The following is a 24,981-nucleotide window of genomic DNA, read 5'->3' as shown; positions in this document are numbered from 1 at the left end:
AATACGCAGTACCCGCCTCGACCGCTTATCGTGATCGGTTGCGCTTATGGAAGCGGCTCGATCCCGGTAAGAGTGGCACTATCCCGCCAAAGCTCTTCTGCGCGATCCTTGTCGTATGACTCCACCGACGAAGGGATTTCACGCAGCCCCTCGAAATACTTCCCATTCGTTGAGACCAGTGCAGGATCGACGATGAGGCGCGCTAGCGCCTTTCCCGACTCTTCCGCCCTGTGAATGTTCTTCAGCAGGACCAATCGCAACAGCGGGATCACTCTCGGCAGGATGCTGTGCCACGCGAACCGGAGGACCGCCGGATATTCACGAGCAAGCCCGGTCCCCGGCATCAATCCGGGATCGAACGCGTTTACGGTGATGCCTTCGGGTAGCCGACGCTCCAGGGCATAGGTGAAATAGACGTTCGCAAGCTTTGTGGTTGAGTATCTACGGCCACGATCCGCTGCTGCGTTATCGTTTGCCGCTTCCGGACCAAGTTCGCCCCTCGCAAGAGCCTTTGGCGTATTCCATGCAGGCACCGGGACACCTATGCTGGCGGGCACCTTTGCTAGCTCTGCGGGATCATGGACGCCACTGGCGACAACAGCAATTCGCGCTGGCTTCTCCATCAACGGCAGCATCAGATTGACGAGAAGGTAATGACCAAGATGGCTCACGCCGAAGGTCGACTCGAAGCCATCAGCGGTGAACGTCCGTGCGCCTTGCACAGCGGCATTGCAGACGAGACCGTGCAGGGGAGGCAGTTCCCCCGCCTTCAGCCTGTCCTTCAGCTTAGCTGCGAACGACCGCACCGAGGCAAGCGATGCCAGATCAAGCTCCATCGTCTCTACTCTTGACCCGGGTCGCGCCGAGTCACGCAGCTTTTCAACCGCCTTCTGTGCCCTCCCCGGGTCGCGGCAGGCAATAATCACGTGCCACGACGGCGACGCGAGGAGCAGTGCGCTCGCGCAGCCGTATCCCAGACCGGAGTTACCGCCGGTGACGATTACGGTCTGGCTGGGCAGTGACGCAGGCTCCGTATCGTCGTTATGTGTGCGCATTGATCCCATCCCGGACTTCTGTGTCAAAGCTCACTTCCTCCCCTGCTGCTTGCTTCAAGGTAGGCGGTAAAGCCGGGAAAGCGGTAGTCTGAAACGACACGATTCTTGCACGATACTCTCAATCGAGGCGGGCACTTGCATACAGCTTCTGAACCAATGAGTTCTTTGGAAGCGAACGAACGAGGACAGCGCCTATTGTCAGAACTCCGCCTCCTGCTAATGCGGCAGGCTACAGAACCGTTCCGATCGACACAGCTTCCCGGCCTGACTCTAGCGCGTTCCTCGGCGACTTCGCCTTGCATGATTGCCGGGCTCTATGCGCCAATGGTCTGCATCATTGCGCAAGGGAGCAAGCAGGTAGTGGTAGGAAATTCGACCCTTGACTATGACACAGGCAAATATCTCGTCAGTTCTGTCGATCTACCCGTTTCAGCGCGGATAACGGACGCCACACCGGAGAACCCCTATCTGGCTGTGGCGCTCGTCCTTGACCTTGAGCTGTTAGCAGAAGTGGCGTTGGACTTGCCGAAGGGGAGCGAAGAGAGGGGCCTGCATCGCGGGATCGCCGTAGGCTCTCGCTCCCCCCAATTGCTGGAGGGATTTGTGAGACTCCTCCGCCTGCTGGAGTCTCCTTCTGATGTCGCTCCACTTGCCCCCCTGATCCTGCGCGAGATTTACTATCGTCTTCTTACCGGACAACAATCTGCTTTCGTGCGCCAGATTGCCCTGACCGAAAGCCGGCAACCACAGGTGCTCAAAGTCATCGATTGTATTCGCCATAACTATGCGAGGCCGTTGCATATCGATGCTCTGGCGCGGCTGGCGAGCATGAGTCCGGCATCTCTTCACAGGCAGTTTAAGGCGTTGACCGCGATGAGCCCACTGCAATATCAGAAGCAGATTCGTTTACAAAAAGCTCAACAAATCATGCTTTCGGAAAGCAAAGATGCGGCTTCTGCCGGCTATGCAGTGGGTTACGGTTCACCATCACAATTCAGCCGCGAGTATCAACGAATGTTCGGCACGCCGCCTCATCAACATATGCATCGCATGAGATTGCTGGAACGGGGATAGGTTGCGATGCCGGATTACCCTTAGTGAGTCTCGACAAGTCGGGTTGTGTCTATCAATGGCGATCTCAACTGGCGAGAAGAGGCCGAAGCACATTTCCAGGCTCATCGAACCCGGAAGGTAGCTGGAGCTTTGCTTCAATACAGACTGGCTGCTAACGAGTGTCTTCAGGGCTTGAGGGACGGTTTGGGGGAGGAGTTCCTCCTCCCTGGCTCCAGCCGCTCCAGTGTTTTCCGCCACCCTCCTCAGCGGGACGTTCCCTCCCGCAACGCCCTGCCTGACAATCCAGTGCGCTGACGCGCACGCGTTCGGAAGCCAAACCTCGCTAAGGGGCGAGTGTACCGGGACTTGCGTTACCTTGTGGACCTGAGACCTCCGTTACAAGCCCCTTGCGGTGGCGATGGTTCAAGTTGAGGGGCGCGAGAAGATATTTATCTCCAGTCGTCGAGGCCGTGGGATGTGGGAATCCCGACGGGATTTCCGAAGAGCGTGGGAAGGGTGGGAAGCGGGCTTCATGGCTTTCCATGCTTTCCATACTCTGTCATATCCATGGCCTCCTTTGCCCGGCGACCTAGATCAATCAGCTACGCCACCTAGCCCACTACACCACTCGCCACGACCGGTTATTGTGTTCGGTTGTCAATGAGTGCATCGGCGATTTGTCATCTATCCAGTGCGGTTCATTCCGCGGAGACCGTTTATCAAGATGGTTGATTGTGGAGAAAACTCGTACTTGAATCATCGAATGCGATGATCAAAGCCGACCCTGGCTTCCTTGATGACGTCCCAATTGCTTCCAATCCAATGCACTAAGGTCCTCATCGGTTCCAAAAGGCTGAGACCCAGAGGAGTAAGTTCATACTCCACTCTTGGGGGAACCTCCGCAAACACATGACGTGACAGGAGGCCGTCTCGCTCCAATTGGCGCAACGTAGTTGTGAGCATCCGTTGCGAGATCCCATCTATCAAGCGTTGGAGTTCTGAAAAGCGCGCGCGATAGCCCGGCCTCCTCGAAAGCGAAACCATGAGCAGAATGCTCCATTTGTCTCCGATTTTCGCAAGAAGATCGCGAAGTGGCCCCGTTTCCTCACTTCTACACGTGAGAGCGACAGGGCCTCCAACCGCGTCTTTGTTGGGCTTTTTCATTGGTTACTTCCAGCTCCGTTACTGAGGTGAATGTGCCGTCTTCCCTAAACCTAGCACTCATTACATGATGTAGGTATAGAAGAGTAATCATTGAGTTGATCACATTGGGACTTTCGAACCGAAGGCGAGTCAACCACGAGACGCAAGGGCGTCTGGATTCACGAATGTAAGGGGATTTCAATGCGTGTATTTCTTACTGGCGGCACGGGACTCATCGGCTCAGCGATCATTCCGGAGCTTATCAATTCTGGGCATCAGGTCCTGGGCCTCGCCCGTTCGGAGACAAGTGCAAGAGCTCTCCTCTCAGCTGGAGCTGAGGTCCTTATGGGAACTCTCGAAGACGTCCAAGCCCTCAGTGAGGGTGCAAGCAAGGCTGACGGAGTGATTCACTGTGCCTTCGACTTGGATTTCGCCAACTTTGAAGAAAGTAGCGAGACTGAGAGGCTGGCGATCGCGGCTTTGGGGGTTTCGCTTGCAGGCTCTGATCGTCCTCTCATTGTCAGTTCAGGACTTGGTCTCGCATCACTGATTCGTCCGATCACAGAGGATGTCGATGCGCCCGCCGTCTCAACATCACCTCGCGGTCCCGAACAGGCCGTACGTTCATTGCGTCAACAGGGCATCAACGCCACGATCGTGCGGCTACCCCAAGTTCACAACACAGTCAAACAGGGCCTCATCACAACCCTCATCGGTGTAGCGCGCAAAACGGGAGCCTCCGCATACGTGAATGAGGGATCTAACCGTTGGCCGGCCGCGCATGTCACAGACGTTGCCCGTCTTTATAGACTCGCCCTCGAAAAAGGGGAAGCCTCCACTTACCATGCGGTCAGCGAAGAAGGAATTCACCTTAAGGATATTGCAGCCGCCATTGGCCGCGGCCTTAGAGTTCCGATCACCTCTATTTCATCGGAAGAGGCACAAGCCCGATTTGGTCGTATCGGCGGGTACGTAGGCATGGATCTTTCCGCATCGAGCGCTTGGACTCGGGAGCGACTCGGTTGGACATCGGCCGGGCCGGGGCTTCTGGAAGATCTCGACCGTATGCGCTATTTCGACAACTCAGGTTCCTGACGCGAGATCGTCTTGCGTCGACTCAATGCCAAGGGTGAAAGTCTTGACTGTCGATTTCAGGCCAAAGCACTTATCAAGCTGAGACCTCCCGTCATTCACCTTCCTCGATAGCCGGAAGCAGAAGTTGCCGATGCGCAGAACACCTCGGCGAGTTCCGCCAGAATTTTGGGGCCAAGTTCTACTATTATGCTTCTGCGTTGGTGAACTTTCCGGACAGAAAATGACCGATAAGTTGGAGGGTCTCGGCGGATGCTGCGAGGCGTCCGACCGCCCCCAAGTGCCCATGAGCCATTCCCTCCCATACATCAAGCCGAGCATCCACACCGGCGGTGATCGCGCGCTCGACAAACCGGACCGAATCATCCAGTAAGACTTCGGCGGTGCCGACATGCACCCGGATAGGAGCCAACCCCTTGAGATCGGCAAACAGGGGTGAGACGAGGGGGTCTTCCGGACTGTGGCCATCCAGATAGGAACGCACGAGTTCGGCGGCTTGTGGCTTCGTGAAGTATGGATCGTCAACAGCGCGGGTCGACCAACTGTCTCCAGAGAGGGTCAGATCGGTCACCGGCGAAAGCGCCACTCCACCAATGAGCGCTGCACTGCCGGTTGCGGGGTCTGTTGCAAGATGCACAAGCAGTTCAAGCGCCAGATTGCCGCCGGCGGAATCACCCGTGACGCCGACCTTCGAAAAGCCATGCGCGATCAGACCCGCGTAGCAAGCCCGGATGTCTTCAGCGGCGGCAGGAAAAGGGTGCTCCGGAGCAAGGCGGTAGTCAGGCAAGAAGACGACTACTCCGGCGCTGATGGCAATATGGCCTGCCAAGTGCCGAAACGCCTGTGCGGAGCCCCAGTTGAACCATCCGCCATGGATGTGCATGATCGCTTCGCCGGGCCGTGCGCCTTCGGGGCGGCACCACCACCCCGAAACGCCCCCGATTTGGTTCGCCTCGTAGACTACGCCGGCAGGCGCAGAGACGTGCTCCATGATGGAGTCGAAGGGATCTCGGGCTGCGATCCCCTGAAGCTTGCCTTTGTTGGGGTCGACGATAACGCGCATCGCGTCCATCGCAGCTTGGTCGTCCGCGCTCAGTGGATGCTCCACCAACCATGGTGCGGTAGTCTGATCCTTCTGAAGAGTCTGCATTGGTGTTCCTCCTGTAATCGTGTGAACTTCAGTACTCGTACTTTACTAGACGTAAAGGAAAGGCAGAGGATGCATTTAGTTTTACTTTCCGTTCTGCTAAGTTTGATTCATGCCGAGTTCGAAGTCCATGCCGGCCCCTATGGGGAGACCACGGAGTGAAGCAGCGGCCTCTCATGCGGCGATCATGGAAGCCGTCGCTGGTTTGCTGAAAGAATTTCCCGCTCGTGAACTGACCATGGAGGCCGTCGCAAAGCGAGCGGGGGTTGGAAAGCCGACGCTTTATAAATGGTGGCCCTCCAAGGCCGCATTGATCCTCGCCATGTTCCAGGAGCGGTTCAACGTCATCATCGAACTCCCAGAAACTGCCACGGAGGAAGAGGCCCTGCGTACGAGGGTGAAGCGCCTCATCGCTGAATGCCATGGGTTGTTCGGAAAGGTTGTCGCGGACCTGATTGCTGAGGGACAGGCAGATCCGTTGATCCTCAAGGAACTCTACGAGAACCACATCCGCCCGAGAAGAGCATCAACCATAGCCGGCATAGAGCGCGGAATCGCGTCGGGCGAATTTGTAGCTGGGACAGACGCGGAGCTTCTACTCGATGCGATAGTTGCACCGATCTATCTTCGGTTACTGCTTCGTCACCCTGCTTTGACGGAGGAGTACGGGAATGAATTGGTAGATCGAGCGCTGCCAAGTGTAAGGCGCTCCCCACGAATTGCTCAGAAGATCCTTTCAAAGCGAAGAACTAGCTTCTGACCCGTGGCCCGATTGCGAGCACCGGATTCGTTACTTCGGCTCACTCAAGAGGGTAAGAAGAACTAGAGCCTAAAGAGCACACGCATGCAATTCGATGTGCCCTGTTTAGGGGCATTCCGCATTGTGCGGCTACTCCGACCACTTGGCGAGTGAAGTTGTCGCCTTCGGCCAGATCGAGCAAGCTGTCGGCCAGATCGCGAAACCGTAAACCCCAAGTCAGGCGCGTTTTACCGGCCACATAGTAGATGAACTCGGTTCCGCTGGGGCTCTTTCTCGTTCTTGATCGTTTCCTACTACCGGTGGCACAAGACGGCGACGCAGTTGCCGTTCGACCGGGGTGTCATAACTTTTGACGGCACTTTGTGTGCTTTTCAATACAGTATTCAATTGGCAGCAGAACGATCATCGTTCACAGTGCGCCCATGCCCGTCGGTAATGACGCTTACGGAGAAAACCATTATGCAAAGACGGCTACAGGTCGGAATTATCGGGGCCAGCGCGGACCGTGGTTGGGCACGTGATTCACATATTCCTGCTGTTCAGAAGCTCCAAGGGCTTGAGTTGAGGGCTGTCGCTTCCGGCAGCCAGGCAAAATCAGATGCCGCCGCTCAGGCCTTTGGGGCAAGGGCCGCGTACGCGGATTCTGGGGAGCTCATACACGATCCTGGTATCGATATCGTTTCTATCTGCGTGAAAGTCCCCGATCACCGGGACTTGGTGCTCAGTGCCATTAAGGCTGGAAAGCACATCTACTGCGAGTGGCCACTTGGTAAAAATCTCGGGGAAACGGAAGAACTTGCTGCAGCGGCAACTGCCGCCGGTCTGCATGTGGCGATCGGTTTGCAAACACGGTGCAACCCGGAACTCCGGCAAGCACGGAGCCTCCTAGAGTCCGGCACAATCGGTACCGTCCTGAGCGCTCGCGTTATCTCCAGCACGATCGCTTTCGGCAAGACAACGGGAGCGCCCATGGCCTTCTCGGAAGATCCCGCCAATGGTGTGACGCTGGTCACGATTCAGGGCGCTCATACCGTCGACGCAGCCATAGCTGTTCTGGGCGGTCTCGACTGCGCATCGGCACTCACGAGTACGCAATATCCGCACATCGAAGTTGGCGATCCGCCAACGCCCTACCAAAGGATTACGCCCGACCACATCCTCGTGCAAGCGCAACTAAAAAAGGCGGGTGTGCTCGCGATTGAAGTTGCAGGGGGGAGACCAGCGGACCAAGTGCCTTTCTCGTTTCAGATCACTGGCACTAACGGAGAGGTCGAGCTGCGCGGCGGGGCCATAAGGGGGTTCCAGTCCGGTACGCTGCAATTAATCCTTAACGGCGAACAGCAGACAGTGGACGAAGGTGAGCTGAGTTCTATGCCGGACATAGTGCTGAATGTAGCCGGTGTTTACGCCGGTCTCCGCGACGACATCAACTCTGGCACATATAACATTCCTGATTTTCAGCACGCAATACGTTTGCACAGACTAATTGACGACCTCTCGCTGTCTGCGACAGGCGGCGTTCGCAAGTCTGCCAACGATTGGCCAGTCAGATGAGGCCATTCGTCTACGAGCGTGCAACTGATGTCGCCTCAGCCGTTGCAGTAGTGTCGGGAGATCCCGGAGCGCAGTTCCTTGCAGGCGGAACGAGCCAAGTCGACTTGCTCAAAGAGCATGTTCAGCGACCGACGAAGCTCGTGGACATCTCGCGGCTACCGCTGTCAGGCATAGTGACGGCACCGGGAGGAGGGCTCCGAATTGGAGCGAATGTCAAGAATGCGACGGCGTCCGACCATCCACTCCTTTCAGGCACCTATCCCGGGGTAGCCGAGGCGCTTCACTCAGGAGCTTCGCAACAGATTCGCAACATGGCAAGCATGGCAGGAAACCTGCTGCAACGCACCCGGTGTCCTTACCTGCGAGACACAGCACAGGCTTGTAACAAGCGCGACCCGGGCTCTGGCTGTGCCGCGGTGAAGGGGTACAACAGGATCCACGCCATTTTCGGCCAGAATGACCAGGGTGCAACAAGCGCGAATACTTGCATAGCTACGCATCCTTCCGATCTGGCCGTCGCTTTGGCGGCTCACGACGCAGTCATCGTCTTGGAGGGCGGAGATGGCAGGCGCGAGATCGCTTTTGAAGATCTGTATCGTCTCCCGTACCACAGGCCGGAGCTTGACAGCAATCTTCTGCAAGGCGACATGATCATTCGTATCGATCTGCCCGCCTTCCGCGGACACTCTCATTATTTGAAGGTGCGGGACCGCGCTTCGTATGCCTATGGACTCGTGACTTGCGCGGTTGCGCTTGATATGGACCGGGGCCGCGTGGTGGCAGGGCGCATCGCGCTAGGTGGCGTGGCCCTCAAGCCATGGCGTGCGCGGGAAGCTGAGAAATTGCTGGCCGGTGCTGAACCCAACCGTCAGCTCTTCCACGAGGTCGCGGCGAAAGCGCTTGAGGGCAGCCACACATATGCCATGAATAAGTACAAACCTGGGCTTGGCCGTGCACTCGTCGAGAGGGCGCTGCTCGAAGCGACAGGGTTAGAAAGGTTACAAGGCAAGGCCGGTACTGTTTTCGCCGCAAGTGTTGGCGGAATCGCCGGGGTCAGGGGCGCTAAGAAGGCACAAGCCACCGTCTCTAAGACTTCGTCCCCGCCGGCCGACAGACGTACGACGATGGACGGTGCACCCATTTTCAGGGAGGTCGGACGGGATATCCCTCGCGCCGATGGCCGCAAGAAGGTGACGGGCACCGCGACCTATGCCGCCGAGTGGAACGTGCAGGGGCTCGCTTACGGTTCGGTGGTCGATAGTACGATCGCATGCGGCACGATCCTTTCCATTTATACTGCCGACGCGCTCGCCGCCCCCGGCGTGATCGCGGTGGTAACGCATGAGAACGCTCCGCGTCTGGCAGCGTACCCGCAGCAGGGCGGCGGCTTTCAACTCACCGGAGATGGGGGTCTTGGTGAAGCGCGCCAGCCGCTTCAGGACGCGACTGTTTACTACGGTGCGCAGTCCATCGCGGTAGTAATCGCCGAAACCTCGGAACAAGCGCGATATGGTGCCACTCTCGTGCGGGTTACCTACGATGAGAAGGTGCCGGAACTGGATATGGATCACGCGCGCCGTATGCCCTTTCCACCATTGTTTGCGGGTGCCGAGAAGATGCAGAAGGGCGGAGAAGAGGTAAAGGCTGCGATCGAAGCAGCACCCATCTCCCTAACTCGTGAATATGAAACGCCGGTTTATCACCATAATCCCATCGAACTGTTGGCGAGCATTGCGGTGTGGAACGAGACAGACGGTGCAGATACGCTCACGCTTTACGACGCGACGCGCTCCGTGGACATGCTCCGAGGCGTCATCGCCCAGTCATTCGGTCTTCCGGAAAGTAATGTCAGGGTCGTCTCCAAGTTCATCGGTGGGGCGTTCGGATCAAAAGCCTGGAGCTTCCACAACCCCATGCTCGTTGCACTCGCCGCACGCGTTGCGAAGCGTCCCGTCAGGATCGAGTGGAGACGACAACAAGTCTTTTCGATTGGAGGTCATCGCCCAGCGCTGCATCAGACTGTATCCATCGGAGCGGATGGTAAGGGACGGCTGAAGGCCCTGCAGCACGACTCACAGACACATACGTCACAGGTCTGCGGTTACACGGAATTTGGCGGACGCATGACGAAGATGATGTACGACGTTCCGCAACTTGGCTTTTCCAACCGGCTCTCGTACCTAAACTTGCCATCGCCCGCAGTGATGCGTGGACCCGGTTTTCTGATGGGCGGCTGGGCGCTCGAGAGTGCACTTGACGAACTTGCCTGCGAACTGGGTATGGATCCTGTAGAACTCCGTCTGGCCAATTATGCAGAGACGGATCCGGATACCGGTCTGCCCTTTTCCAACAAGCACCTGCGCGAATGCTATGAGCGTGGCCGAAAGCTATTCGGGTGGGAGGCACGTGCGTCAAGAACCGGAACGAAGAGGGTAGGCAACGACTTCGTCGGCTACGGTTTTTCAACTTGCATGCATCCGGCCTCCCGCGTTCCGGCGAGCGCACGCGCGACGATCTTCAGCGATGGACGGGCGCTGGTATGTAGCGCGACTCACGAACTCGGGAATGGTACCTACACGATCTTTGCTCAGATCGCTGCAGACGGCCTGAGGCTACCGGTCGACCATGTCCAGTTCGATCTTGGAGATACTGATTTCCCCACTGCCCCGCCGACTCATGGATCGTTGACTACTGCCAGTGTAGGTCCGGCGGTCTTTGAAGCAGCAAGGAACGCGGTAGAGGCTCTGAAGGCTGTCTCCGCGCGCACAGCGGGGTCGCCGCTGTTCGGGATCGCGGCTTCCGCGATCGATGCGAACAATGGCCGGTTGAGCATTCGGGGTCAGCCTGAAATCGGAGATTCTTACGCCGAGGCTTTGCGGCGTGCCGGTCTGCCGCACATTTCGGCAGGCTCTGACGCCGCGCCGGGCGACGAGACCAAGAAGTTTGCTTTCTACTCCTTCGGTGCAGTGTTCGCTGAGGTCCGGGTTGATGCGCAGACCGGGGTGGTGCGAGTTGCTCGTCTCTGCGGCGTCTATGACTGTGGCCGATTAATGAACCCGCGCACAGCTCATTCCCAGTTAATGGGGGGAATGATCTTCGGGCTTGGTCAGACGCTTATGGAGGAAACGGTATTCGATCCAGTATCTGGAATGCCGGTAGTGAGAAACCTAGCCGACTACCACGTTCCAAGCTGCGGGGACACTCCCGAAATCACGGTCGAAGTCCTCGGCATTCCTGATCCCTATATCAGCCAGTTAGGCGCGCATGGTGTCGGCGAAATGGGATGTAACGGCGTACCGCCAGCGATCACCAATGCGATTTTCAACGCGACCGGAAAGCGGCTACGGAGCCTACCCGTCACCCCCGACAAGATACTTGGAGCTTCCTAACCTGATTTGAAACAAGCACGTCCTTTCTCTTCTGAGGTATTCATGCTGGACGAATCCAAAGACAAGCCGCAATACGCACCTGCAGTAACCCGCCGCACCTTTCTCGGCACCACGGGTCTCATCGTCGGCGCTGCGGTCGTGGCCAGTGCCTCTCCCGCCGGCAGTACCCCAACTTTCGACGACCATCCTCTTGCCCCGCAAAAGTCGGAGGGATATGTGCTTCGGATCAATGGGCAAGACCACGAGATCGTCCATGACGATCGAACGACAGTGCTCGATGCGCTGCGCGAACAGGTCGGTCTTACGGGAACGAAGAAGGGTTGCGACCATGGCCAGTGTGGCGCTTGCACCGTTCATCTCGACGGCCAGCGGGTACTCTCCTGTCTTTTGCTCGCAGTGGCTGTGCAAGGTCGGGACCTTAGAACAATTGAAGGTATCACCGGTGACGATGGAGGCTTGCACCCCATGCAGCAGGCCTTCATCGACCACGATGCCTTTCAATGCGGTTACTGCACGCCCGGCCAGATTATGTCGGCAATCTCCTGTGTGAAAGAAGGTCATGCGGACTCGCCGGTCGCAATTCAGGAGTTCATGAGCGGTAATCTCTGCCGATGCGCTGCTTACCCTAACATCGTCGCAGCCATCGGACAAGGCAGGCAAACGATGGGCCCATGACGCCACGGACAGAGACAAAGCGCAATCGCTCTATCTCCAAGAAGTCATTGCAGCGTGGGCAAAGGGAGCCACTTCTTCGACGATTGACCCCAAAAGTCACCTGGACACCATGGGATCAGTACCCTTGTACTGCTAGTGTCTGGAGAATGCTGCAGAGGGGGTTGGGTCCGGGCCCGATCCGCTATCCTTCAATTCCATTCGTTCGATAAGACCGTTCGCGATCGTATAAACGTGCCACACCTCGCCGTCGAAGAGGACATCGCCACCGAGGCTCTTCACGAGCTGATGAACTCTAACCTCCGTTACGCCGCCGGTTTGGTCGATGATCTCCATTGGTTCCACCCGAGGATCAAACTCTTTCCACTGACGAGTCCAGTACGACCGAATCTCTTCTTTTCCGACGACACGGCCTCCTTCGGACGCTTTGGGCCAGCTAACGTTATCGCTCATAAGCAAAAGGGCACCATCAATATCCCGACGATTGAAGGCAGAATAGGCCTGAGCTATGAGCGTCTGTGTGTTCGACATGATTCCTCCTGGAGTACATTGTGTGTACTTTACACATAGATGCAAGACCTGATCTTGAGGATCGCTCGCCCACACGGCTAGCGCGCGTGTCCACCCGGTGTCTCGTTCAGTCGGTCGGCAAGCATCCGCATCAAGCGAACGAGTTCATCGAAATCGCGGCGGGGCCATCCCTTGAAGAGCGTCAGCGCGATCTCTTCGCGCGCGGCATCAACGGCATCCGTGGCCGTTTTTCCCTTGCGGGTGATTATGGCTTCACGCGTCCGCCGATCTGCTGTGCTCACACGACGCTTGACTAAGCCAAGTTCCTCCAATCGCGCCACTTGACGGCTCACCGTGGTGTAGTCCCTTCCCACGCGATCCGCGAGTCGCACGACGCCGATCGGACCCAGTTTGGCGACCAACACAAGGGGCGTGAACAGCGCAGGTTCGAGGTCCAATCCTGCCATTGCCAGCATTGTTTCATCGATTTGGGGCCGGTTCATTGCGCCGACGATGTCAAGGAGAGAGCGATGCAAATTTGGGAAGCGAGCTTTGATATGTGAATTTCGGACTTCGTCTGACGACATCCGTCTGCCCCGTTTTGCAAGAAAATGGAACGCACCTTTATTATGATGCGTGCATTTTGCACATGATTGACCGGCCCAGACGGAGAGGTCACCTGCACGAAGGCCACTAAGTGTGATGGTGACGTCTCCACCATCACTCAACCGGATCGGGAACCGATCGGCCTCTCCGGGTATACGGCGAAACTGGTTGGTCTGGATACTTGACTGCCCAGTCACTCATGTATACTATGGGAACGATGGCAAGGCCGCTTAGCGACGAGAAACGTAGTGCGCTTATGAGAGCAGCGACGCGTGTCATCGTCACTCAGGGTCTTGGGGCTCAAACCGCTGTAATCGCTCGCGAAGCCGGTGTCTCCAGCGGTTCACTGTTCACTTATTTCAAGACGAAACGAGTTCTCTTTAACGAGCTTTATCTGGAGTTGAAGGCAGAAATGGCCTCTGCTGCCTTGAAAAACCATCCGGGAAAAGCTTCCTTGCGCAAGCAGCTTTTTTCCATCTGGTCGAACTGGATGCAGTGGGTGGTCTCGGACCCTGATAAGAGACGTGCCCTTGCGCAACTGAACGTTTCTGAAGAGATCACGCCCGAAACCCGCGCCCTTGGCCACAAGTCAATGACCGGCATAGCGGACCTTTTGGAACGGTGCAGGGTTGCCGGCCCGATGCACGAAGCTTCTATGAGTTTCGTCGTTTCGGTCATGAACTCGCTAGCTGAGACGACTATGGATTTCATGCTACAAGACCCCCCGAACGCAGAGAAACACTGCCAGTTGGGTTTCGACGCCTTGTGGCGAGTATTGAAGTAATTTCTTGATCTACATAAATGACTGACTAGTTGCGCGAGCGAGTTTAGCTAGATGCGGTGAGAACAGAACCAAAGGAGAAACCGAAGATGCCAGAGCACACAAATACATCCGTTTCGAGAAAAATCGCAGTCGTGACAGGAGGCAGCCGCGGCATTGGCCGCAACACTGTCGTGAATCTCGCTAATCGAGGCGTCGATATTATTTTCACGTTCAACACTCATCGCGAAGATGCCGAAGCTGTGCTCGCGGAGGTAAGTGCGATCGGCGCGCAGGCCGTTGCTCTACAACTCGACGCGGGGAACATCGGAGCGTTCGGCGCTTTTGTCAAAGATGTAGAGAATGCCTTATCTGGCCTCGGTCAATCTCGTTTCGACTTTCTGGTCAACAACGCCGGCAATAATCATCGCAATATGCCATTCGATAGGGCTACTGAGGAAGAGTTTGACAGCGTGCTAAACGTACACTTCAAGGGCGTGTTCTTCCTGACACAGAAGCTTCTTCCCCTGATCAACGACGGCGGACGCATCGTCAATTTATCGACAGTGCGGACTCGCACTGCCTCGCCCGGAGGAGCAATCTACGCCTCAATGAAAGGAGCGGTTGAAGTGCTGTCGAGGCATTTGGCAAAGGAACTAGGTCCGCGCAGGATTGCCGTGAATGTCGTTGCTCCTGGGCCTGTCGAAACCGACTTCAGCGGCGGCATCGTTCGGGACAATCCTGCTGTCAACAAGATGATTGCCGAGAATACAGCACTAGGCCGCGCTGGTCTTCCCGAAGATCTTGGTCCGATGATCGCTTCGCTTCTCTCAGAAGACAATCACTGGATCAATGCGCAGCGTATCGAGGTCGCAGGCGGTGTTGCGATCTAGCTAGAAGCCACGTTAGAAGGCCAACCGCGGAGAGACTCCTCGATTATGCCAAAGAGCTGGGATCTTGTAAGGCCATCGCGTGCAAGGACAGAAAGCGCCAGTTGAGTCGCCATCACATGAGCGGCAACTGCGAACGTGTCAGTACTTGGTGTCACCATTCTCTTGCGAATGTCCTGCTCGATTCGCTGCTCAAGGACGACTAGCAGCTTACGCCGTGTATCTGCGACAAGCCTCCTGATGTCGTCCGTTTCCTGAGATCCAGTAGCGGTCGAACTTGCGAGTAAGTGTTCTTATCAACAACGCTGGTGTGATGACGCCGAAGGTCAGAACGCTTACAACGGACTGATTTGAGCTGCAATTCGGTGTCAACCATCTCGGACACTTCGCGCTGACCGCCCAACTGCTCCCCACATTACTAAGAGTTCAACAACCGCGTGTGGTTACAGTCTCCTCTGGGGCACACTCATCGGGAAGGCTGTTTTTCGACGATTTGCAATTTGAAAGAAGATCATTCAAGCCCTACAATGCCAATCAACAATCGAAGTTGGCAAATATCTTGTTTACCCGCGCGTTACAGCGTAGGAGTGATGTTGCCGGTTGGCATCTGCTGGCTCTCGCTGCTCACCCTGGCTATGCCAGGACCGATCTGATTGCAAACGGCCCGGGGTAGTGGGGCCCCTTCGGAATACTGAGTAGAATTCTCGACCGGATGGGACAGGATGCCGCTTCCGGAGCTTTATTGGTCGTCTACGCAGCGACTGCGCAGGTCGAACCTGCCGGGTACTATGGACCAGGTGGTGGCCTGAAAGGCCCGCCGGTGCAAGCGAAGGTCGGTAAACCAGGCCTCGACGACGAGAGCGGCGAGCGATTATGGATGATGTCCGAAGAGTTCACCAAGACTAAGTTTGACTGAATTTCTCTCATCACGTGCGCTCCGGCTGGCTGAGTACCTATTTCAAGAGAGGAGTGCGGCTCGCCTCGCTCACGATACGCATTCACGCTGACTTCTTCGCAGGCTACCTGCCTGTTCCGAGGCGCACGAACACCCGGGCCGGATCGACCCGGCCCAGTAGGTAAACAAAATGAGACTACTCGGCGTAACCGAGATTCAGAGCACTGCATACGAAGCATGCAATAAGCACGCTGTGAATCACTGCCCGAGGAACTGTGATGCGCCGTCATCATTTTCGAACGCGAAGAAGGTGCTTTCGGTAGCTGCAATGCGCGCATTCCGGTAAGGCGCATAGTTGGGATCCGCCAAGAAAGCTTTGATCGCGGGCATAGAAGGAAAGGAAAAGAGAACAATTGCACCAGGGGCCGACGCCATACCTTCTAAAATTTCTACCGCGTTGGGAATGGACTTGGGAACTGCCAAGTACCTGCCGCCGTGCTTTCGAACAATGGGGGGAACGTTGGCCTGGTATGCGGAGAACCAGTCCAGGCCGTGTGCGGTTACGAAGGCGACGAGATACGCAGCCATTGATGCTCCTTTCAGATCAGCGCTTTGACCTCACTTCAAATGTAACGCCTGCTACATGCTAGCAGAAGAATGTAGCACATGCTACATTTAATGAGATGAGGACCCGAAAAAGCAGCCGAGACGCCGCGATCGAGCGCATGGCAGATCATCTTCTCTGCGAAGGCCTTGCTGCCGCAACGCTTCGGCCCCTCGCCGCCGCTGCGGGAACGAGCGATCGGATGTTGCTCTACTACTTCGCTGACAAGGACGAAATCCTCTCCGTTACGTTGCACCGTATCGCGGAGCGCATGCTCGCACAGCTTGATGAAGCCCTTCCTTCCGGAAAGCCTTGGTCTTTTCGAGGTCTAATGAAAGAGGTTTGGCCTATCCTGACCTCGCGCAGTTTCCGGCCATTCATGCCTCTTTGGCTTGAACTTGCCTCGGCCGCGGCACGTGGGCTTCAACCTCACGTTCAAGTTGTGGGTCAGATCGCTGACGGATTCCTCGCATGGGTGACGAGCCGCCTTGAGGTGGAACCAAAGGGCAATCACGCCGCATCGGCGGCTCTTTTTTTGGCCTCCATTGAAGGTATGTACCTACTAGAAGCTATCGGTCGTCCCGACCTGGCAACTTCCGCAGGATCTGAACTCGTCTCCAACTTGCGCACCACGGTTTGATCTGTCGTTTAGACACTCCCAGGCTGGATGTTCTGAGACCTACAGCCCATTGGTCCTGAGTTTCTGCCCGGATCGGAAGAGGCGATACAGGAAAGAAACGTGTCGCTCAGCATTCACTGAGTACGCGTTGTGCTGGCGGTCTGATATATACATACCGCCAGTGGGATCTGCCGCGCAAGAGGGCTTATGAAGCCGAGAGTAGAGACTTACTGACTGGAGGAGGAAGACATGAGGACTTGGGCAGGAGCTACTCGGCAAGCCTTCGCGAAAGGCCCCGTCACTGTTTCGAGTGATTCCGTGCAGTGGTCCTCACTCCTGGCCCGAGAGGCCGAATACACCGGCATCGATGAGATCACTACGATGAGGGTACCCGATCTGCGGATCGGGCTTTTGCGCAATCATGTATACAAGTTGGAGTCTCGGAGTGGCAGCATGTGGACTACTCGTTCATACCCACCTGGCAGCGGATACATAGAGCCGCCGGGGAGCTCGCGGCCATTTCGTTGGAATTCGAGAGATCAGCCTCGAATCGAGGTACGCACCCTTTACCTCCCACAACAAGTACTATCCTCCGCCGCTATTGAGCTGCAACGGGCGGGGAGTCACCGACTTGATCGAACTCTGGAAATACCGTTCCTTGATGATCCCCACCTTGCCAACTTGAGCGCTGCTGTGATCTCGGCTGTTCGCGCTGGCGCTCCAGAGTTTTACGCTCAGGCTGCTGCACAGTGGATTGCTGCGCATCTGCTAATTGGTCCTTCGAAAAGCGTTGAATGGCGCCAGTCGCTGGTCCGCGATCCCATCTCTGACTACCGCCTTATAAGAGTACTGGAATATATCAACGCACACCTGTATGACCGCCTGGACCTCCGCGTGCTTTCTAACGAGGCCGGGATCAGTACATTTCACTTCGCCGCATTGTTTAAAAGGGCAGTGGGAACGACGCCCCACCGGCACGTGCTGCACCTGAGAATGGAAGCCGCCAAATCAATGCTTCGCGAGACCGACAAGAGCACGCTTGATATCGCTTTGACCTGCGGATTCGGAAGCGCGTCCCACTTTGCAAGTTCCTTCCGTCGCCACTTCTCGCAAACCCCTTCTGAGTATAGATCTCTCACTAGCAATCGCACGCCGAGTTAGCGACTCTCCACGTCAGTTTGCCGTACGGAGCAACATGCCGGACTCGCCAATCACTCTTGAGTGACGAAAAAGCCGTACCCGTATCGCTTGTCCGAGAGTCTGCGGTATGTGCCGGAGAGAAAACAGCAGGGCTCTGCGGTTTCCACTGGGCGTCAGTTCAAAGGAGCTGGACTGTTGGCCGGCTTGCCCACGGCTCTGAGTGTCGAGTCGGGAGGCCGGCGCATGGCGGTCACAAGATCGGTAAGCCTAGAGGCTGCCAGGGTCGTCACCTCCCGCGGACGATGATTCTGGCAAATAAAGCTAGAGTCTGCCTCCAGTGTTTCTACCCAAAGTCCTCCGCTGCGGAGCGCCATTTCTTCGCCGAATAGCTGTTTTGCCGCGAACATGAATGCACCGCACTCGACCTCCGCGGCCAGAATGAGGCTGGCGCAGCAATCATTCACCTGTGTCTGAAGCGGCCTTTGAAGCACAGCGGTCGATTTCAATGAACCTCAACTTCCTCTTGGAGGCCTAGCATCTGTTGCAGTCGTTCCTCTACGCAAGATGAACAATCCTCCATCAGGTCCCCGGTTCATAGACGAATGGGAAAGTCTCTCCAGACTTACACAGAGGTCTGACCCAACGAATCGATGCTCAATCGCTTCATCATAGAGATAGTCCTCTAGGACGATTTGCGCTTTTCCTAATACGAGTATTCGCGCCAACGGCCACGCCAGCCTTATGGCTCGCGCCGCAATATCGAGCGCCGCTGCACCCATACGATCATTGATGATGGCTACTGAAATCCCGATCGTGGTACGTAGAACGAAAAGATCACTTTGATTGCAAACCGTAGTAACCCGATATCGTGGGTCCATCAGGAGTTTTGCAGACTTGGACGGGACCCCAAAATCCCCTTCTAGCAGCAAGATTTCTATCAAGGGCGGGCTCTTCGAGGAGTTTATGGGGCAGGGGAACAGTGCCTTCGTTTCAAGTGGAACTTCCTCGACCTTGGATGTAATCGGCATCGATGAGTCTCCTGCACCGGTCCGTCCGGCGGCGTGGAAATGATTATCCTCCGTTTGAATATGAGAAGTTGTCCTTTTCGATACATCTAGGGCGGAAATTGAGGTCGAGTTCTGCACCTCAAGCATTCGGAGATCTTGTTGCTACTCAGGAAAAATCGCTGTTTCTTGACATTTCTTCGCGTGTTTGCGGAAGCCGCACTTAAGCGCGGTCTGATAGTCGTTTATGAGCGCATGGGCCCAGCCGCAACATGGCGCTCTGGATTTGAGTGAGATTAAGGGACCTCGCGGGAGTTTCCGAAGTAATTGCGCATGACGGGCCGGATAGGAGACCTGAATGACTGAAGTTCGAGGCGAAAAATTTCATCCGCTCGCATTCCTTGCGAAAGCTGGAATTGGACGAAAGGTCCTTCACCTGAAGGCAAAAGCCGTTATGTTTTCTCAGGGCGATGATGCCGATGCGGTCTTCTATGTTCAGAGTGGACGAGCAAAGCTAACGGTGGTTTCCGAGGCTGGGAAACAGGCCACCATTACGCTTCTTTCAATGGGAGATTTCGTTGGAGAAGAATCAGTCGCAGCTGTGAGGGGGACTCGTCTAGCAACTGCTACGGCGATTACAGCGTGCACGGTCCTCAAGATCAGTCGCGACGAAATGGTCCGTGTGATACACGAGCAGCCGGCATTTTCCGAACACTTTCTCGCCTTCGTGCTCTCAAGAAGCATGCGAATCCAGGCAGATCTCGTCGATCAATTGTTCAATTCTAGCGAAAAGAGGCTCGCAAGAGTCCTGTTGCTAATGGCCGAGTTTGGGAAACCGGGTGAACCTCATATGCTCATACCGAAAATCTCGCAGGAAGCGTTGGCCCAGATAATAGGAAGCACGCGGGCCCGTGTGAGCTTCTTCATGAATCGCTTTAGGAAGCTCGGCTTCCTAGATTACAACGGCCGGATAAGAGTCAATAAGTCATTGCTGAATGTCGTTCTTCATGACCAACTGCCCGAAGGAAACGCGAAGAAGCCCGTTCTGACCGGCAAACTTGCAGGAAATCCTTTGTGGGACAAATGAATGTTCGCAGGCCGGAGTGATCAAGCCTCTGAGATCCGAGGAATGCAAGAAGCACAGGCCATCGAACTGCGACGCGCTGGACGAGTTCTCCAGCTTCTCCAAGGGGAATGGACTTTACCCATTCTCGCCGCTATACGTGATCGGCCCGTTCGCCTAAGCGAGCTAAAAGGTTCGCCCCAGGAAACACCGGGACGGACGACAGCTTCTCTGGAGAAGGTGCCAATGACGCCCGAGGAACCCGATTGCGATCAAAGGAATCATTGGGAGAGCGTCCACGTCTGCCCGAACTGCGGGCAAATCATCAATCTCGCGGAATTGGACTTGAGAGCAATCACAACCGGAATCGTTAGCTGTCCAAGCTGCGATTGGTCCGGGCAGATCGAAATACAAGTCATCGACCAAGTGCCTCGTAAGAAGCCGACTTCAGTCGAGTAATGCATTACGCTGAAATGGGAAGTGGCAGTTGTTGATGTTTCTTCCTGTCCGGCATTTTGCGCATGTATGCGCGGACGAACTCGCTGGCGATCTTCGAGTTATCATCTGCACGGCAAACCAGGCATGTTTTGAGTCTTAAACTCGACTCGTTGAGCGGGCGCACGGTCACTCCGCTGCGCGCCATGAGCAAAGCACCAGCCTTCACTACAAAAGCGACGGCCGAACCGTCCGCAACGAATGGAAACGCTTCCTCCGGGGCCGTGACATGCTGAATACTCAGAGGACGGATTCCACGCTCGGACGCCGCATGAATGATCGCGTCATAGACAGGCGGATGCAATTGCCGATCGAAAAGAACCCAGTGACGTCCTCCCATCTGATCGAGCGATACCGATGGATACTGAGCCAGTCGTTCTCTCTTCGACATCGCGATGTAAAAGGGCAGGTCTGCAATCTGAACACAGGTAAGCAGGGGTGATTCAGGTGGATCATTTGCAATGGCTAGATCGATCACCCCCGCCAGAAGATCGTCGACAAGGTTCATCGAGAATCTGCTGATCAACTCGACCTTCAGCCGTGGGAAAAGAGCAAGTTGGACCGACAGCAGCGTCGAGACTAGGAACGGGTCAGCATAGGGCGTTCGTCCCACATGAAAGATTTCATCAATATTCTGCATTACCGCTCGGGCAGCTTGGACTGATCGCTCGCCATAGAGAATGGAGAGCCGTGCCTGTTGCACATAAGCGCGTCCCGCGTCGCTGAGTGCGACGCGTTTGCGGTCACGGAGAAACAAAGGGCCGCCGACCAAGGCTTCTAAATCTTGGATGTTCTTTGTCAGCATCGGCTGACTAATGCGCAGTCGTCGGGCCGCCCGCCCAAAGTGCAACTCCTCCGCGAGGGCGATCACCGACTCCATTAGTTTCGTGTCGTTCTTTGCCATGCCGCACCCCATGAACTCCGCGAAATGGGGATAGGACGAGGACTGGGCAGTCGGTTCTTTCAACGTATCGGCGCGCAGGCGCGTCCCATCGTTAAGCTACTGGATTTTGATGATGGTGCTGTGGAAAAGGTGAGCCGGTGTGTGGTTATCAGCGTCATTGATAAGTAACCCTCTTCGATGAATTGGACTCTGAAACGCGTCTTCGGACATCTTCAGAGCATGTACGTTATCTCCGTCCCTCCTTGGGGTTCTTCAAAGTGAGGTTGTATGCTCTCAGCCGCGAAACCGCATTCACGCACTCTTACTCCAGCCTTTGAGCCGCTGCTCGATCTCCATGAAGCGGCTACCGTCCTGGGCATGCACTGGAAGACCCTTGAGGGCAAGGCCCGGCAGCACGAAGTCCCCGCCTTCAAGGTCGGGAAACGCTGGAGATTTCGGCTCAGTTCGCTGAATAACTGGCTTGAAGCTGGCCTAAAATTGAATACAACCGATCGGGCCGACGTGACTAGACAGGAGCAACATCCTTGAAATTCACACGGCAACGCTACCAACGTGGCTATTTGCGGCGGGTGCCGCGAGCCAACAACAAGTCGGCTTGGGAGTATCGTTACGCGGACCCTCAAACCGGCAAGGAAAAGTCCATGTACTTCAGCACAGAACAGTTTCCAACGCAGACCGCGGTCGAGCGGCACTTGGAAACCTTTGTGCTCAAACTCAACACTGACAACCCGACGTTAGCCCTGCTTGAGCCCACCTTCGATACGTTGTTGGATCGCTTCATTGAGGAAGAACGCCTTCTTGAAATCAAGAAAGTTCGACCCGGTGAATCCTGCGACAACGTAGGCGAGCTGAGCTTTTCGACAGCCAGTTCCTATCTGAGCGTCATCAAGCGCGTGCGTGCGAAGTGGGGAACCACTCGTATCACTCGTCTGAAGCCGATGAATGTCCAGGAGTGGCTACGAAACCTGGAAGCCGCGCCCAAAACTAAAGGTCACATCAAGGCCGTCATACATCGCCTGTATGAGAAAGCCATGCTGTGGGAGATGGTCGAATGGCAACGGAATCCAATGGAGTTTGTCGAAATCAAGGGCATCAGCAAACGGCGGAAACGACCGGTGATCCTTACCGTTGAGCAGTTCTTTTTGCTTCTTCCGCTGATTCCGCAGCCTTACCGCATGATGGCGCTGCTCGCGCAATGCTCGGGTCTTCGCGTTGAGGAAGTCTTGGCTCTCGAAAAGCCCGACATCCACTTCGGGAAGCTCAGTATGCAGATCGTTCGAGCAGTCGTCCATGGTCGCCTAAAGCTGGTCAAAACGGAATACTCGGAGGACGAACTGCCCCTTGACCCGGATCTCGCTGCCATCTTGCTCGACTTCATTCGCGAAGCCGAGAGGGAGGCGCTGGCCATGTTGGGAGATGAGGGCGCTGGGATCATCGAGTCTGACCTGCTCTTTGTCAGCCCTATGACCGGGCGGCACTTCCACGCGTCGCCGATCGGACAGGACTACATCCGTCCTGCTGGTTGCTGTCTCGTGGATTGCCCGAACTGTGGGGCCGTCGCAGGTGAGTGGTGCAAGACCGACTTTCCCGTTCCGAACGGGAAGCGCCTTCCGCTGCACGATGAGCGGTGGGATGGTGCCGGCAAGTACGGCAGCATCGGGTGGCACACCTTCCGGCATACCTACAGGTCCTGGCTGGACGAAACAGGAGCACCGATGGGAGTGCAGCAGAAGCTTATGCGGCACTCCCAAATCTCGACCACGATGAACGTGTACGGCAACGCGCTGATGGAAGCAAAGCGCGAGGCAAACGCAGCAGTCGTTAGCAGGATTTTGAGGAGCGCATAACCCATGAAGGTGAGCGTCCAAACGTGCGAAAACCCGGCGGAGCAAATGTTGCTGCTCTTACACCGGGTTATTCCGGGTTGGAAGTTTCGCTAAGTGGTTGCGGGGGTAGGATTTGAACCTACGACCTTTGGGTTATGAGCCCAACGAGCTACCGGGCTGCTCCACCCCGCATTCAGAAGATACCGCGTTTTGAGACTCAAAGTCAATGAGCCGGTAGCTCGTTGCAGCACGTTCGCTGGGCGAAGACGCCGTAACTTTTTTGCTACCGCTGGGTTTCAGAGTTCAGTGCGGTTGACCATTTGCGTCGGGTCTTGGCCGTAACCGGAGGATTGGCGATGAGGTTGGACAGTTGCGTCAGAAGGTTTGGTTTTCCGGCACTTGTGCTGGCGGGGGCGCTGTCGGCAGCAGCGGCAGCTATTGCCCAAACGAAGACCAGCACCGTTCCGGATGCTCAGGTTGAGGCGAGTGTGCTTAAGGCGCTGGCGAGCGCACCGGAGCTAGCTGCACAGAGCATTAGTACAACGACGGTCTATGGGACGGTGACCTTAAGCGGGACGGTCGGCACCGAAGGTATGCGTGATAAAGCGGAGCAGCTTGCCGCGAACGCTCCAGGAGTGCAGAAGGTCGTCGATGAGTTGACTCTCGGCGGTCCGAGCCAGGCTCAGGATCAGCAGTTGCAAAGGGGACAGGAAGCGCTAGCAGGAGCCGGAAATCCGCAGGGGGTGCTTCAGTCAGACGGGACCTATGCTCCGGCGAATGGCGATCAACAGGCAGCAGGTGATCAGGACGTTCCACCGCCCAATGGACCTAACACAGACCCCTATGGCAGGCCTTTGAATGGACAGCAGGCGCAAGGTGGTGCACCTCCGGCGTCTAATCAACAGCAGCAGGGGGCGTCTCCCAATAGCCAACAGGGCTATGGGCAACCTGGTTACGGGCAATCTCCCTACGGTTCACCACAGACCGGGCACTCCGGCTACGGGTACCCGGACCAGAATGGCCACCCTTTACAGGGCGGCGCACCGCAGTATGGATACAACCAGCAGGGTCCCCAGGGATATGGAGCCGGGGGCGGTCAGCAGGGCGGTCAGGTCGTAACCGTCCCGAGCGGGACGCTCCTTCAGGTTCGGGTCAACCAGCACCTCAACTCGAAAACGATCCAAGCCGGAACGCCGTTTGATGCGATGGTCGTCAATGACATCGTGGCGAACGGGCAGGTAGCCATTCCGCGCGGAGCAAGCGTGCAAGGAACTGTTATCGATGCGGAGAGTTCTGGAGCACTGAAGGGGCGAGGGGAACTTGGTTTGCGTCTTGATCGTGTCACGCTCAGTGGCCAAACCTATCCGATTTCGTCCGACGTCTTCGCTGCACGTGGAGGCGACAAGACGGTTCAGACGGTCAACAGCGCCGTCGGTCTCGGTGCTTTGGGTGCGATCTTCGGAGCAGTTGCCGGAGGTGGCGCTGGAGCCGCAATCGGCGCGGGCGTAGGAGGAGCTGTTGGACTCGGCACCTCAGCTGCGTCCGGTCGGGGGAACGTATTCATTCCGTCAGAGGCTGTTCTAAGCTTCCGTCTGACTCAGCCCGCTACGGTCACCACCGTGTCGCAGGTTGAGATGCAGAGGCTTGGCTACGGCGTTCCGGCAGGTGGACCGCAGATGGTTCGCCACTATCCTCCTCCGCCACCTTACTACTACGGACCCGGCTACTACCCGAGGTACTATTACGGTCCGTATGGCTACTATCGGTACTAAATCAGGAACCAAAGTGCGAGCGGAAGGA

At 56.3% G+C, this 24,981-nt stretch carries 23 protein-coding genes and 1 tRNA gene; 15 read left to right on the top strand and 9 right to left on the bottom strand.

Annotated features, from left to right (window positions below; translation table 11 throughout):
• Nucleotides 1-44: 44 nt before the first annotated feature.
• The gene (locus tag GRAN_RS16690; RefSeq protein WP_206662779.1) at nucleotides 45-1,055 is read right to left on the bottom strand and encodes an SDR family NAD(P)-dependent oxidoreductase; all 1,011 of its coding nucleotides are present in this window, start codon (nucleotides 1,053-1,055) and stop codon (nucleotides 45-47) included.
• A 156-nt stretch (nucleotides 1,056-1,211) separates the two neighbouring features.
• On the opposite strand from GRAN_RS16690, the gene GRAN_RS16685 reads away from it, so the two are divergent.
• Nucleotides 1,212-2,129, top strand: coding sequence for an AraC family transcriptional regulator (locus tag GRAN_RS16685; protein ID WP_128914245.1), 918 nt, complete (start codon nucleotides 1,212-1,214; stop codon nucleotides 2,127-2,129).
• A gap of 735 nt (nucleotides 2,130-2,864) precedes the next feature.
• On the opposite strand, the gene GRAN_RS16680 is transcribed toward GRAN_RS16685, so the two are convergent.
• The gene (locus GRAN_RS16680) at nucleotides 2,865-3,272 is read right to left on the bottom strand and encodes a winged helix-turn-helix transcriptional regulator (RefSeq protein ID WP_128914095.1); all 408 of its coding nucleotides are present in this window, start codon (nucleotides 3,270-3,272) and stop codon (nucleotides 2,865-2,867) included.
• A gap of 180 nt (nucleotides 3,273-3,452) precedes the next feature.
• Between GRAN_RS16680 and GRAN_RS16675 the strand changes: the two genes are divergently transcribed.
• Nucleotides 3,453-4,346 carry an SDR family oxidoreductase gene (locus GRAN_RS16675; RefSeq protein ID WP_128914094.1) on the top strand — a complete coding sequence of 298 codons (894 nt, stop codon included), beginning with the start codon at nucleotides 3,453-3,455 and terminating at the stop codon, nucleotides 4,344-4,346.
• Between the two features lie 184 nt (nucleotides 4,347-4,530).
• Here the strand turns inward: GRAN_RS16675 and GRAN_RS16670 are convergent, their stop codons facing one another.
• The gene (locus tag GRAN_RS16670; RefSeq protein ID WP_128914093.1) at nucleotides 4,531-5,493 is read right to left on the bottom strand and encodes an alpha/beta hydrolase; all 963 of its coding nucleotides are present in this window, start codon (nucleotides 5,491-5,493) and stop codon (nucleotides 4,531-4,533) included.
• Nucleotides 5,494-5,677: 184 nt separating this feature from the next.
• Between GRAN_RS16670 and GRAN_RS16665 the strand changes: the two genes are divergently transcribed.
• The 4 genes from GRAN_RS16665 to GRAN_RS16650 all read left to right on the top strand — a co-directional run bounded on the left by GRAN_RS16665 (nucleotide 5,678) and on the right by GRAN_RS16650 (nucleotide 11,868).
• Entirely contained in the window at nucleotides 5,678-6,250 is a 573-nt protein-coding gene (locus tag GRAN_RS16665; protein ID WP_241654759.1) for a TetR/AcrR family transcriptional regulator, read from the top strand.
• Nucleotides 6,251-6,529: 279 nt separating this feature from the next.
• Complete coding sequence (locus GRAN_RS16660) at nucleotides 6,530-7,804, top strand: Gfo/Idh/MocA family protein (protein ID WP_128914091.1); 1,275 nt, start codon at nucleotides 6,530-6,532, stop codon at nucleotides 7,802-7,804.
• Nucleotides 7,801-11,193, top strand: coding sequence for a molybdopterin cofactor-binding domain-containing protein (locus GRAN_RS16655; protein ID WP_128914090.1), 3,393 nt, complete (start codon nucleotides 7,801-7,803; stop codon nucleotides 11,191-11,193). Before GRAN_RS16660 ends, GRAN_RS16655 begins: the two co-directional genes overlap by 4 nt.
• Before the next feature lie 42 nt (nucleotides 11,194-11,235).
• The gene (locus tag GRAN_RS16650) at nucleotides 11,236-11,868 is read left to right on the top strand and encodes a (2Fe-2S)-binding protein (RefSeq protein ID WP_128914089.1); all 633 of its coding nucleotides are present in this window, start codon (nucleotides 11,236-11,238) and stop codon (nucleotides 11,866-11,868) included.
• A 132-nt stretch (nucleotides 11,869-12,000) separates the two neighbouring features.
• Here the strand turns inward: GRAN_RS16650 and GRAN_RS16645 are convergent, their stop codons facing one another.
• Entirely contained in the window at nucleotides 12,001-12,396 is a 396-nt protein-coding gene (locus tag GRAN_RS16645) for a nuclear transport factor 2 family protein (RefSeq protein ID WP_128914088.1), read from the bottom strand.
• 77 nt (nucleotides 12,397-12,473) lie between these two features.
• A complete protein-coding gene (locus GRAN_RS16640) occupies nucleotides 12,474-12,962 on the bottom strand; it encodes a MarR family winged helix-turn-helix transcriptional regulator (RefSeq protein WP_128914087.1) in 489 nt (162 codons plus the stop codon).
• 275 nt (nucleotides 12,963-13,237) lie between these two features.
• On the opposite strand from GRAN_RS16640, the gene GRAN_RS16635 reads away from it, so the two are divergent.
• The 3 genes from GRAN_RS16635 to GRAN_RS16625 all read left to right on the top strand — a co-directional run bounded on the left by GRAN_RS16635 (nucleotide 13,238) and on the right by GRAN_RS16625 (nucleotide 15,547).
• A complete protein-coding gene (locus tag GRAN_RS16635) occupies nucleotides 13,238-13,765 on the top strand; it encodes a TetR/AcrR family transcriptional regulator (RefSeq protein ID WP_241654757.1) in 528 nt (175 codons plus the stop codon).
• A gap of 86 nt (nucleotides 13,766-13,851) precedes the next feature.
• Nucleotides 13,852-14,634 carry an SDR family NAD(P)-dependent oxidoreductase gene (locus GRAN_RS16630; protein WP_128914085.1) on the top strand — a complete coding sequence of 261 codons (783 nt, stop codon included), beginning with the start codon at nucleotides 13,852-13,854 and terminating at the stop codon, nucleotides 14,632-14,634.
• A gap of 709 nt (nucleotides 14,635-15,343) precedes the next feature.
• Complete coding sequence (locus GRAN_RS16625; protein WP_128914084.1) at nucleotides 15,344-15,547, top strand: hypothetical protein; 204 nt, start codon at nucleotides 15,344-15,346, stop codon at nucleotides 15,545-15,547.
• Between the two features lie 237 nt (nucleotides 15,548-15,784).
• Here GRAN_RS16625 and GRAN_RS16620 read toward each other — a convergent pair whose 3' ends face one another.
• Nucleotides 15,785-16,114 (bottom strand): DUF1330 domain-containing protein, encoded by a 330-nt coding sequence (locus GRAN_RS16620; RefSeq protein ID WP_128914083.1) that lies wholly within the window; start codon nucleotides 16,112-16,114, stop codon nucleotides 15,785-15,787.
• A gap of 95 nt (nucleotides 16,115-16,209) precedes the next feature.
• On the opposite strand from GRAN_RS16620, the gene GRAN_RS16615 reads away from it, so the two are divergent.
• Together GRAN_RS16615 and GRAN_RS27060 are read left to right on the top strand one after the other, a co-directional pair.
• Nucleotides 16,210-16,770 carry a TetR family transcriptional regulator gene (locus GRAN_RS16615; RefSeq protein WP_128914082.1) on the top strand — a complete coding sequence of 187 codons (561 nt, stop codon included), beginning with the start codon at nucleotides 16,210-16,212 and terminating at the stop codon, nucleotides 16,768-16,770.
• Nucleotides 16,771-16,998: 228 nt separating this feature from the next.
• Entirely contained in the window at nucleotides 16,999-17,910 is a 912-nt protein-coding gene (locus tag GRAN_RS27060; RefSeq protein WP_128914081.1) for a helix-turn-helix domain-containing protein, read from the top strand.
• A 491-nt stretch (nucleotides 17,911-18,401) separates the two neighbouring features.
• On the opposite strand, the gene GRAN_RS16605 is transcribed toward GRAN_RS27060, so the two are convergent.
• Nucleotides 18,402-19,043 (bottom strand): hypothetical protein, encoded by a 642-nt coding sequence (locus tag GRAN_RS16605; protein ID WP_128914080.1) that lies wholly within the window; start codon nucleotides 19,041-19,043, stop codon nucleotides 18,402-18,404.
• A gap of 208 nt (nucleotides 19,044-19,251) precedes the next feature.
• Here GRAN_RS16605 and GRAN_RS16600 point away from each other — a divergent pair, with 208 nt between their 5' ends.
• Nucleotides 19,252-19,980 (top strand): Crp/Fnr family transcriptional regulator, encoded by a 729-nt coding sequence (locus GRAN_RS16600; RefSeq protein WP_128914079.1) that lies wholly within the window; start codon nucleotides 19,252-19,254, stop codon nucleotides 19,978-19,980.
• Between the two features lie 439 nt (nucleotides 19,981-20,419).
• Here the strand turns inward: GRAN_RS16600 and GRAN_RS16595 are convergent, their stop codons facing one another.
• A complete protein-coding gene (locus GRAN_RS16595) occupies nucleotides 20,420-21,355 on the bottom strand; it encodes a LysR family transcriptional regulator (protein WP_161571007.1) in 936 nt (311 codons plus the stop codon).
• A gap of 267 nt (nucleotides 21,356-21,622) precedes the next feature.
• Between GRAN_RS16595 and GRAN_RS27055 the strand changes: the two genes are divergently transcribed.
• Complete coding sequence (locus tag GRAN_RS27055) at nucleotides 21,623-21,883, top strand: helix-turn-helix domain-containing protein (protein ID WP_128914077.1); 261 nt, start codon at nucleotides 21,623-21,625, stop codon at nucleotides 21,881-21,883.
• On the top strand, nucleotides 21,880-23,202 hold the full coding sequence (locus tag GRAN_RS16585; RefSeq protein WP_128914076.1) for a tyrosine-type recombinase/integrase: 1,323 nt from the start codon (nucleotides 21,880-21,882) through the stop codon (nucleotides 23,200-23,202). Before GRAN_RS27055 ends, GRAN_RS16585 begins: the two co-directional genes overlap by 4 nt.
• A gap of 94 nt (nucleotides 23,203-23,296) precedes the next feature.
• Here the strand turns inward: GRAN_RS16585 and GRAN_RS16580 are convergent.
• Nucleotides 23,297-23,373: transfer RNA gene (locus tag GRAN_RS16580), tRNA-Met, on the bottom strand.
• A 164-nt stretch (nucleotides 23,374-23,537) separates the two neighbouring features.
• Here GRAN_RS16580 and GRAN_RS16575 point away from each other — a divergent pair.
• Nucleotides 23,538-24,953 (top strand): BON domain-containing protein, encoded by a 1,416-nt coding sequence (locus tag GRAN_RS16575; RefSeq protein WP_128914075.1) that lies wholly within the window; start codon nucleotides 23,538-23,540, stop codon nucleotides 24,951-24,953.
• The last annotated feature ends 28 nt before the right edge of the window (nucleotides 24,954-24,981 follow it).

It is taken from the genome of Granulicella sibirica (assembly GCF_004115155.1).
Taxonomy (GTDB): domain Bacteria; phylum Acidobacteriota; class Terriglobia; order Terriglobales; family Acidobacteriaceae; genus Edaphobacter; species Edaphobacter sibiricus.
This window is presented reverse-complemented; position numbering and strand designations above follow the sequence as displayed.

Bases quoted from the DNA above. Each gene is read 5' to 3' on its own strand.
- GRAN_RS16675 (WP_128914094.1), top strand. From the start codon at position 3,453: ATGCGTGTATTTCTTACTGGCGGCACGGGACTCATCGGCTCAGCGATC.
- GRAN_RS16665 (WP_241654759.1), top strand. From the start codon at position 5,678: ATGGAAGCCGTCGCTGGTTTGCTGAAAGAATTTCCCGCTCGTGAACTG.
- GRAN_RS16690 (WP_206662779.1), bottom strand. From the start codon at position 1,055: ATGCGCACACATAACGACGATACGGAGCCTGCGTCACTGCCCAGCCAG.
- GRAN_RS27055 (WP_128914077.1), top strand. From the start codon at position 21,623: ATGCTCTCAGCCGCGAAACCGCATTCACGCACTCTTACTCCAGCCTTT.
- GRAN_RS16635 (WP_241654757.1), top strand. From the start codon at position 13,238: ATGAGAGCAGCGACGCGTGTCATCGTCACTCAGGGTCTTGGGGCTCAA.
- GRAN_RS16630 (WP_128914085.1), top strand. From the start codon at position 13,852: ATGCCAGAGCACACAAATACATCCGTTTCGAGAAAAATCGCAGTCGTG.
- GRAN_RS16600 (WP_128914079.1), top strand. From the start codon at position 19,252: ATGACTGAAGTTCGAGGCGAAAAATTTCATCCGCTCGCATTCCTTGCG.
- GRAN_RS16605 (WP_128914080.1), bottom strand. From the start codon at position 19,043: ATGCTTGAGGTGCAGAACTCGACCTCAATTTCCGCCCTAGATGTATCG.
- GRAN_RS16625 (WP_128914084.1), top strand. From the start codon at position 15,344: ATGGGACAGGATGCCGCTTCCGGAGCTTTATTGGTCGTCTACGCAGCG.
- GRAN_RS27060 (WP_128914081.1), top strand. From the start codon at position 16,999: ATGAGGACTTGGGCAGGAGCTACTCGGCAAGCCTTCGCGAAAGGCCCC.
- GRAN_RS16615 (WP_128914082.1), top strand. From the start codon at position 16,210: ATGAGGACCCGAAAAAGCAGCCGAGACGCCGCGATCGAGCGCATGGCA.
- GRAN_RS16655 (WP_128914090.1), top strand. From the start codon at position 7,801: ATGAGGCCATTCGTCTACGAGCGTGCAACTGATGTCGCCTCAGCCGTT.
- GRAN_RS16650 (WP_128914089.1), top strand. From the start codon at position 11,236: ATGCTGGACGAATCCAAAGACAAGCCGCAATACGCACCTGCAGTAACC.
- GRAN_RS16670 (WP_128914093.1), bottom strand. From the start codon at position 5,493: ATGCAGACTCTTCAGAAGGATCAGACTACCGCACCATGGTTGGTGGAG.
- GRAN_RS16620 (WP_128914083.1), bottom strand. From the start codon at position 16,114: ATGGCTGCGTATCTCGTCGCCTTCGTAACCGCACACGGCCTGGACTGG.
- GRAN_RS16575 (WP_128914075.1), top strand. From the start codon at position 23,538: ATGAGGTTGGACAGTTGCGTCAGAAGGTTTGGTTTTCCGGCACTTGTG.
- GRAN_RS16640 (WP_128914087.1), bottom strand. From the start codon at position 12,962: ATGTCGTCAGACGAAGTCCGAAATTCACATATCAAAGCTCGCTTCCCA.
- GRAN_RS16645 (WP_128914088.1), bottom strand. From the start codon at position 12,396: ATGTCGAACACACAGACGCTCATAGCTCAGGCCTATTCTGCCTTCAAT.
- GRAN_RS16685 (WP_128914245.1), top strand. From the start codon at position 1,212: ATGAGTTCTTTGGAAGCGAACGAACGAGGACAGCGCCTATTGTCAGAA.
- GRAN_RS16680 (WP_128914095.1), bottom strand. From the start codon at position 3,272: ATGAAAAAGCCCAACAAAGACGCGGTTGGAGGCCCTGTCGCTCTCACG.
- GRAN_RS16595 (WP_161571007.1), bottom strand. From the start codon at position 21,355: ATGGCAAAGAACGACACGAAACTAATGGAGTCGGTGATCGCCCTCGCG.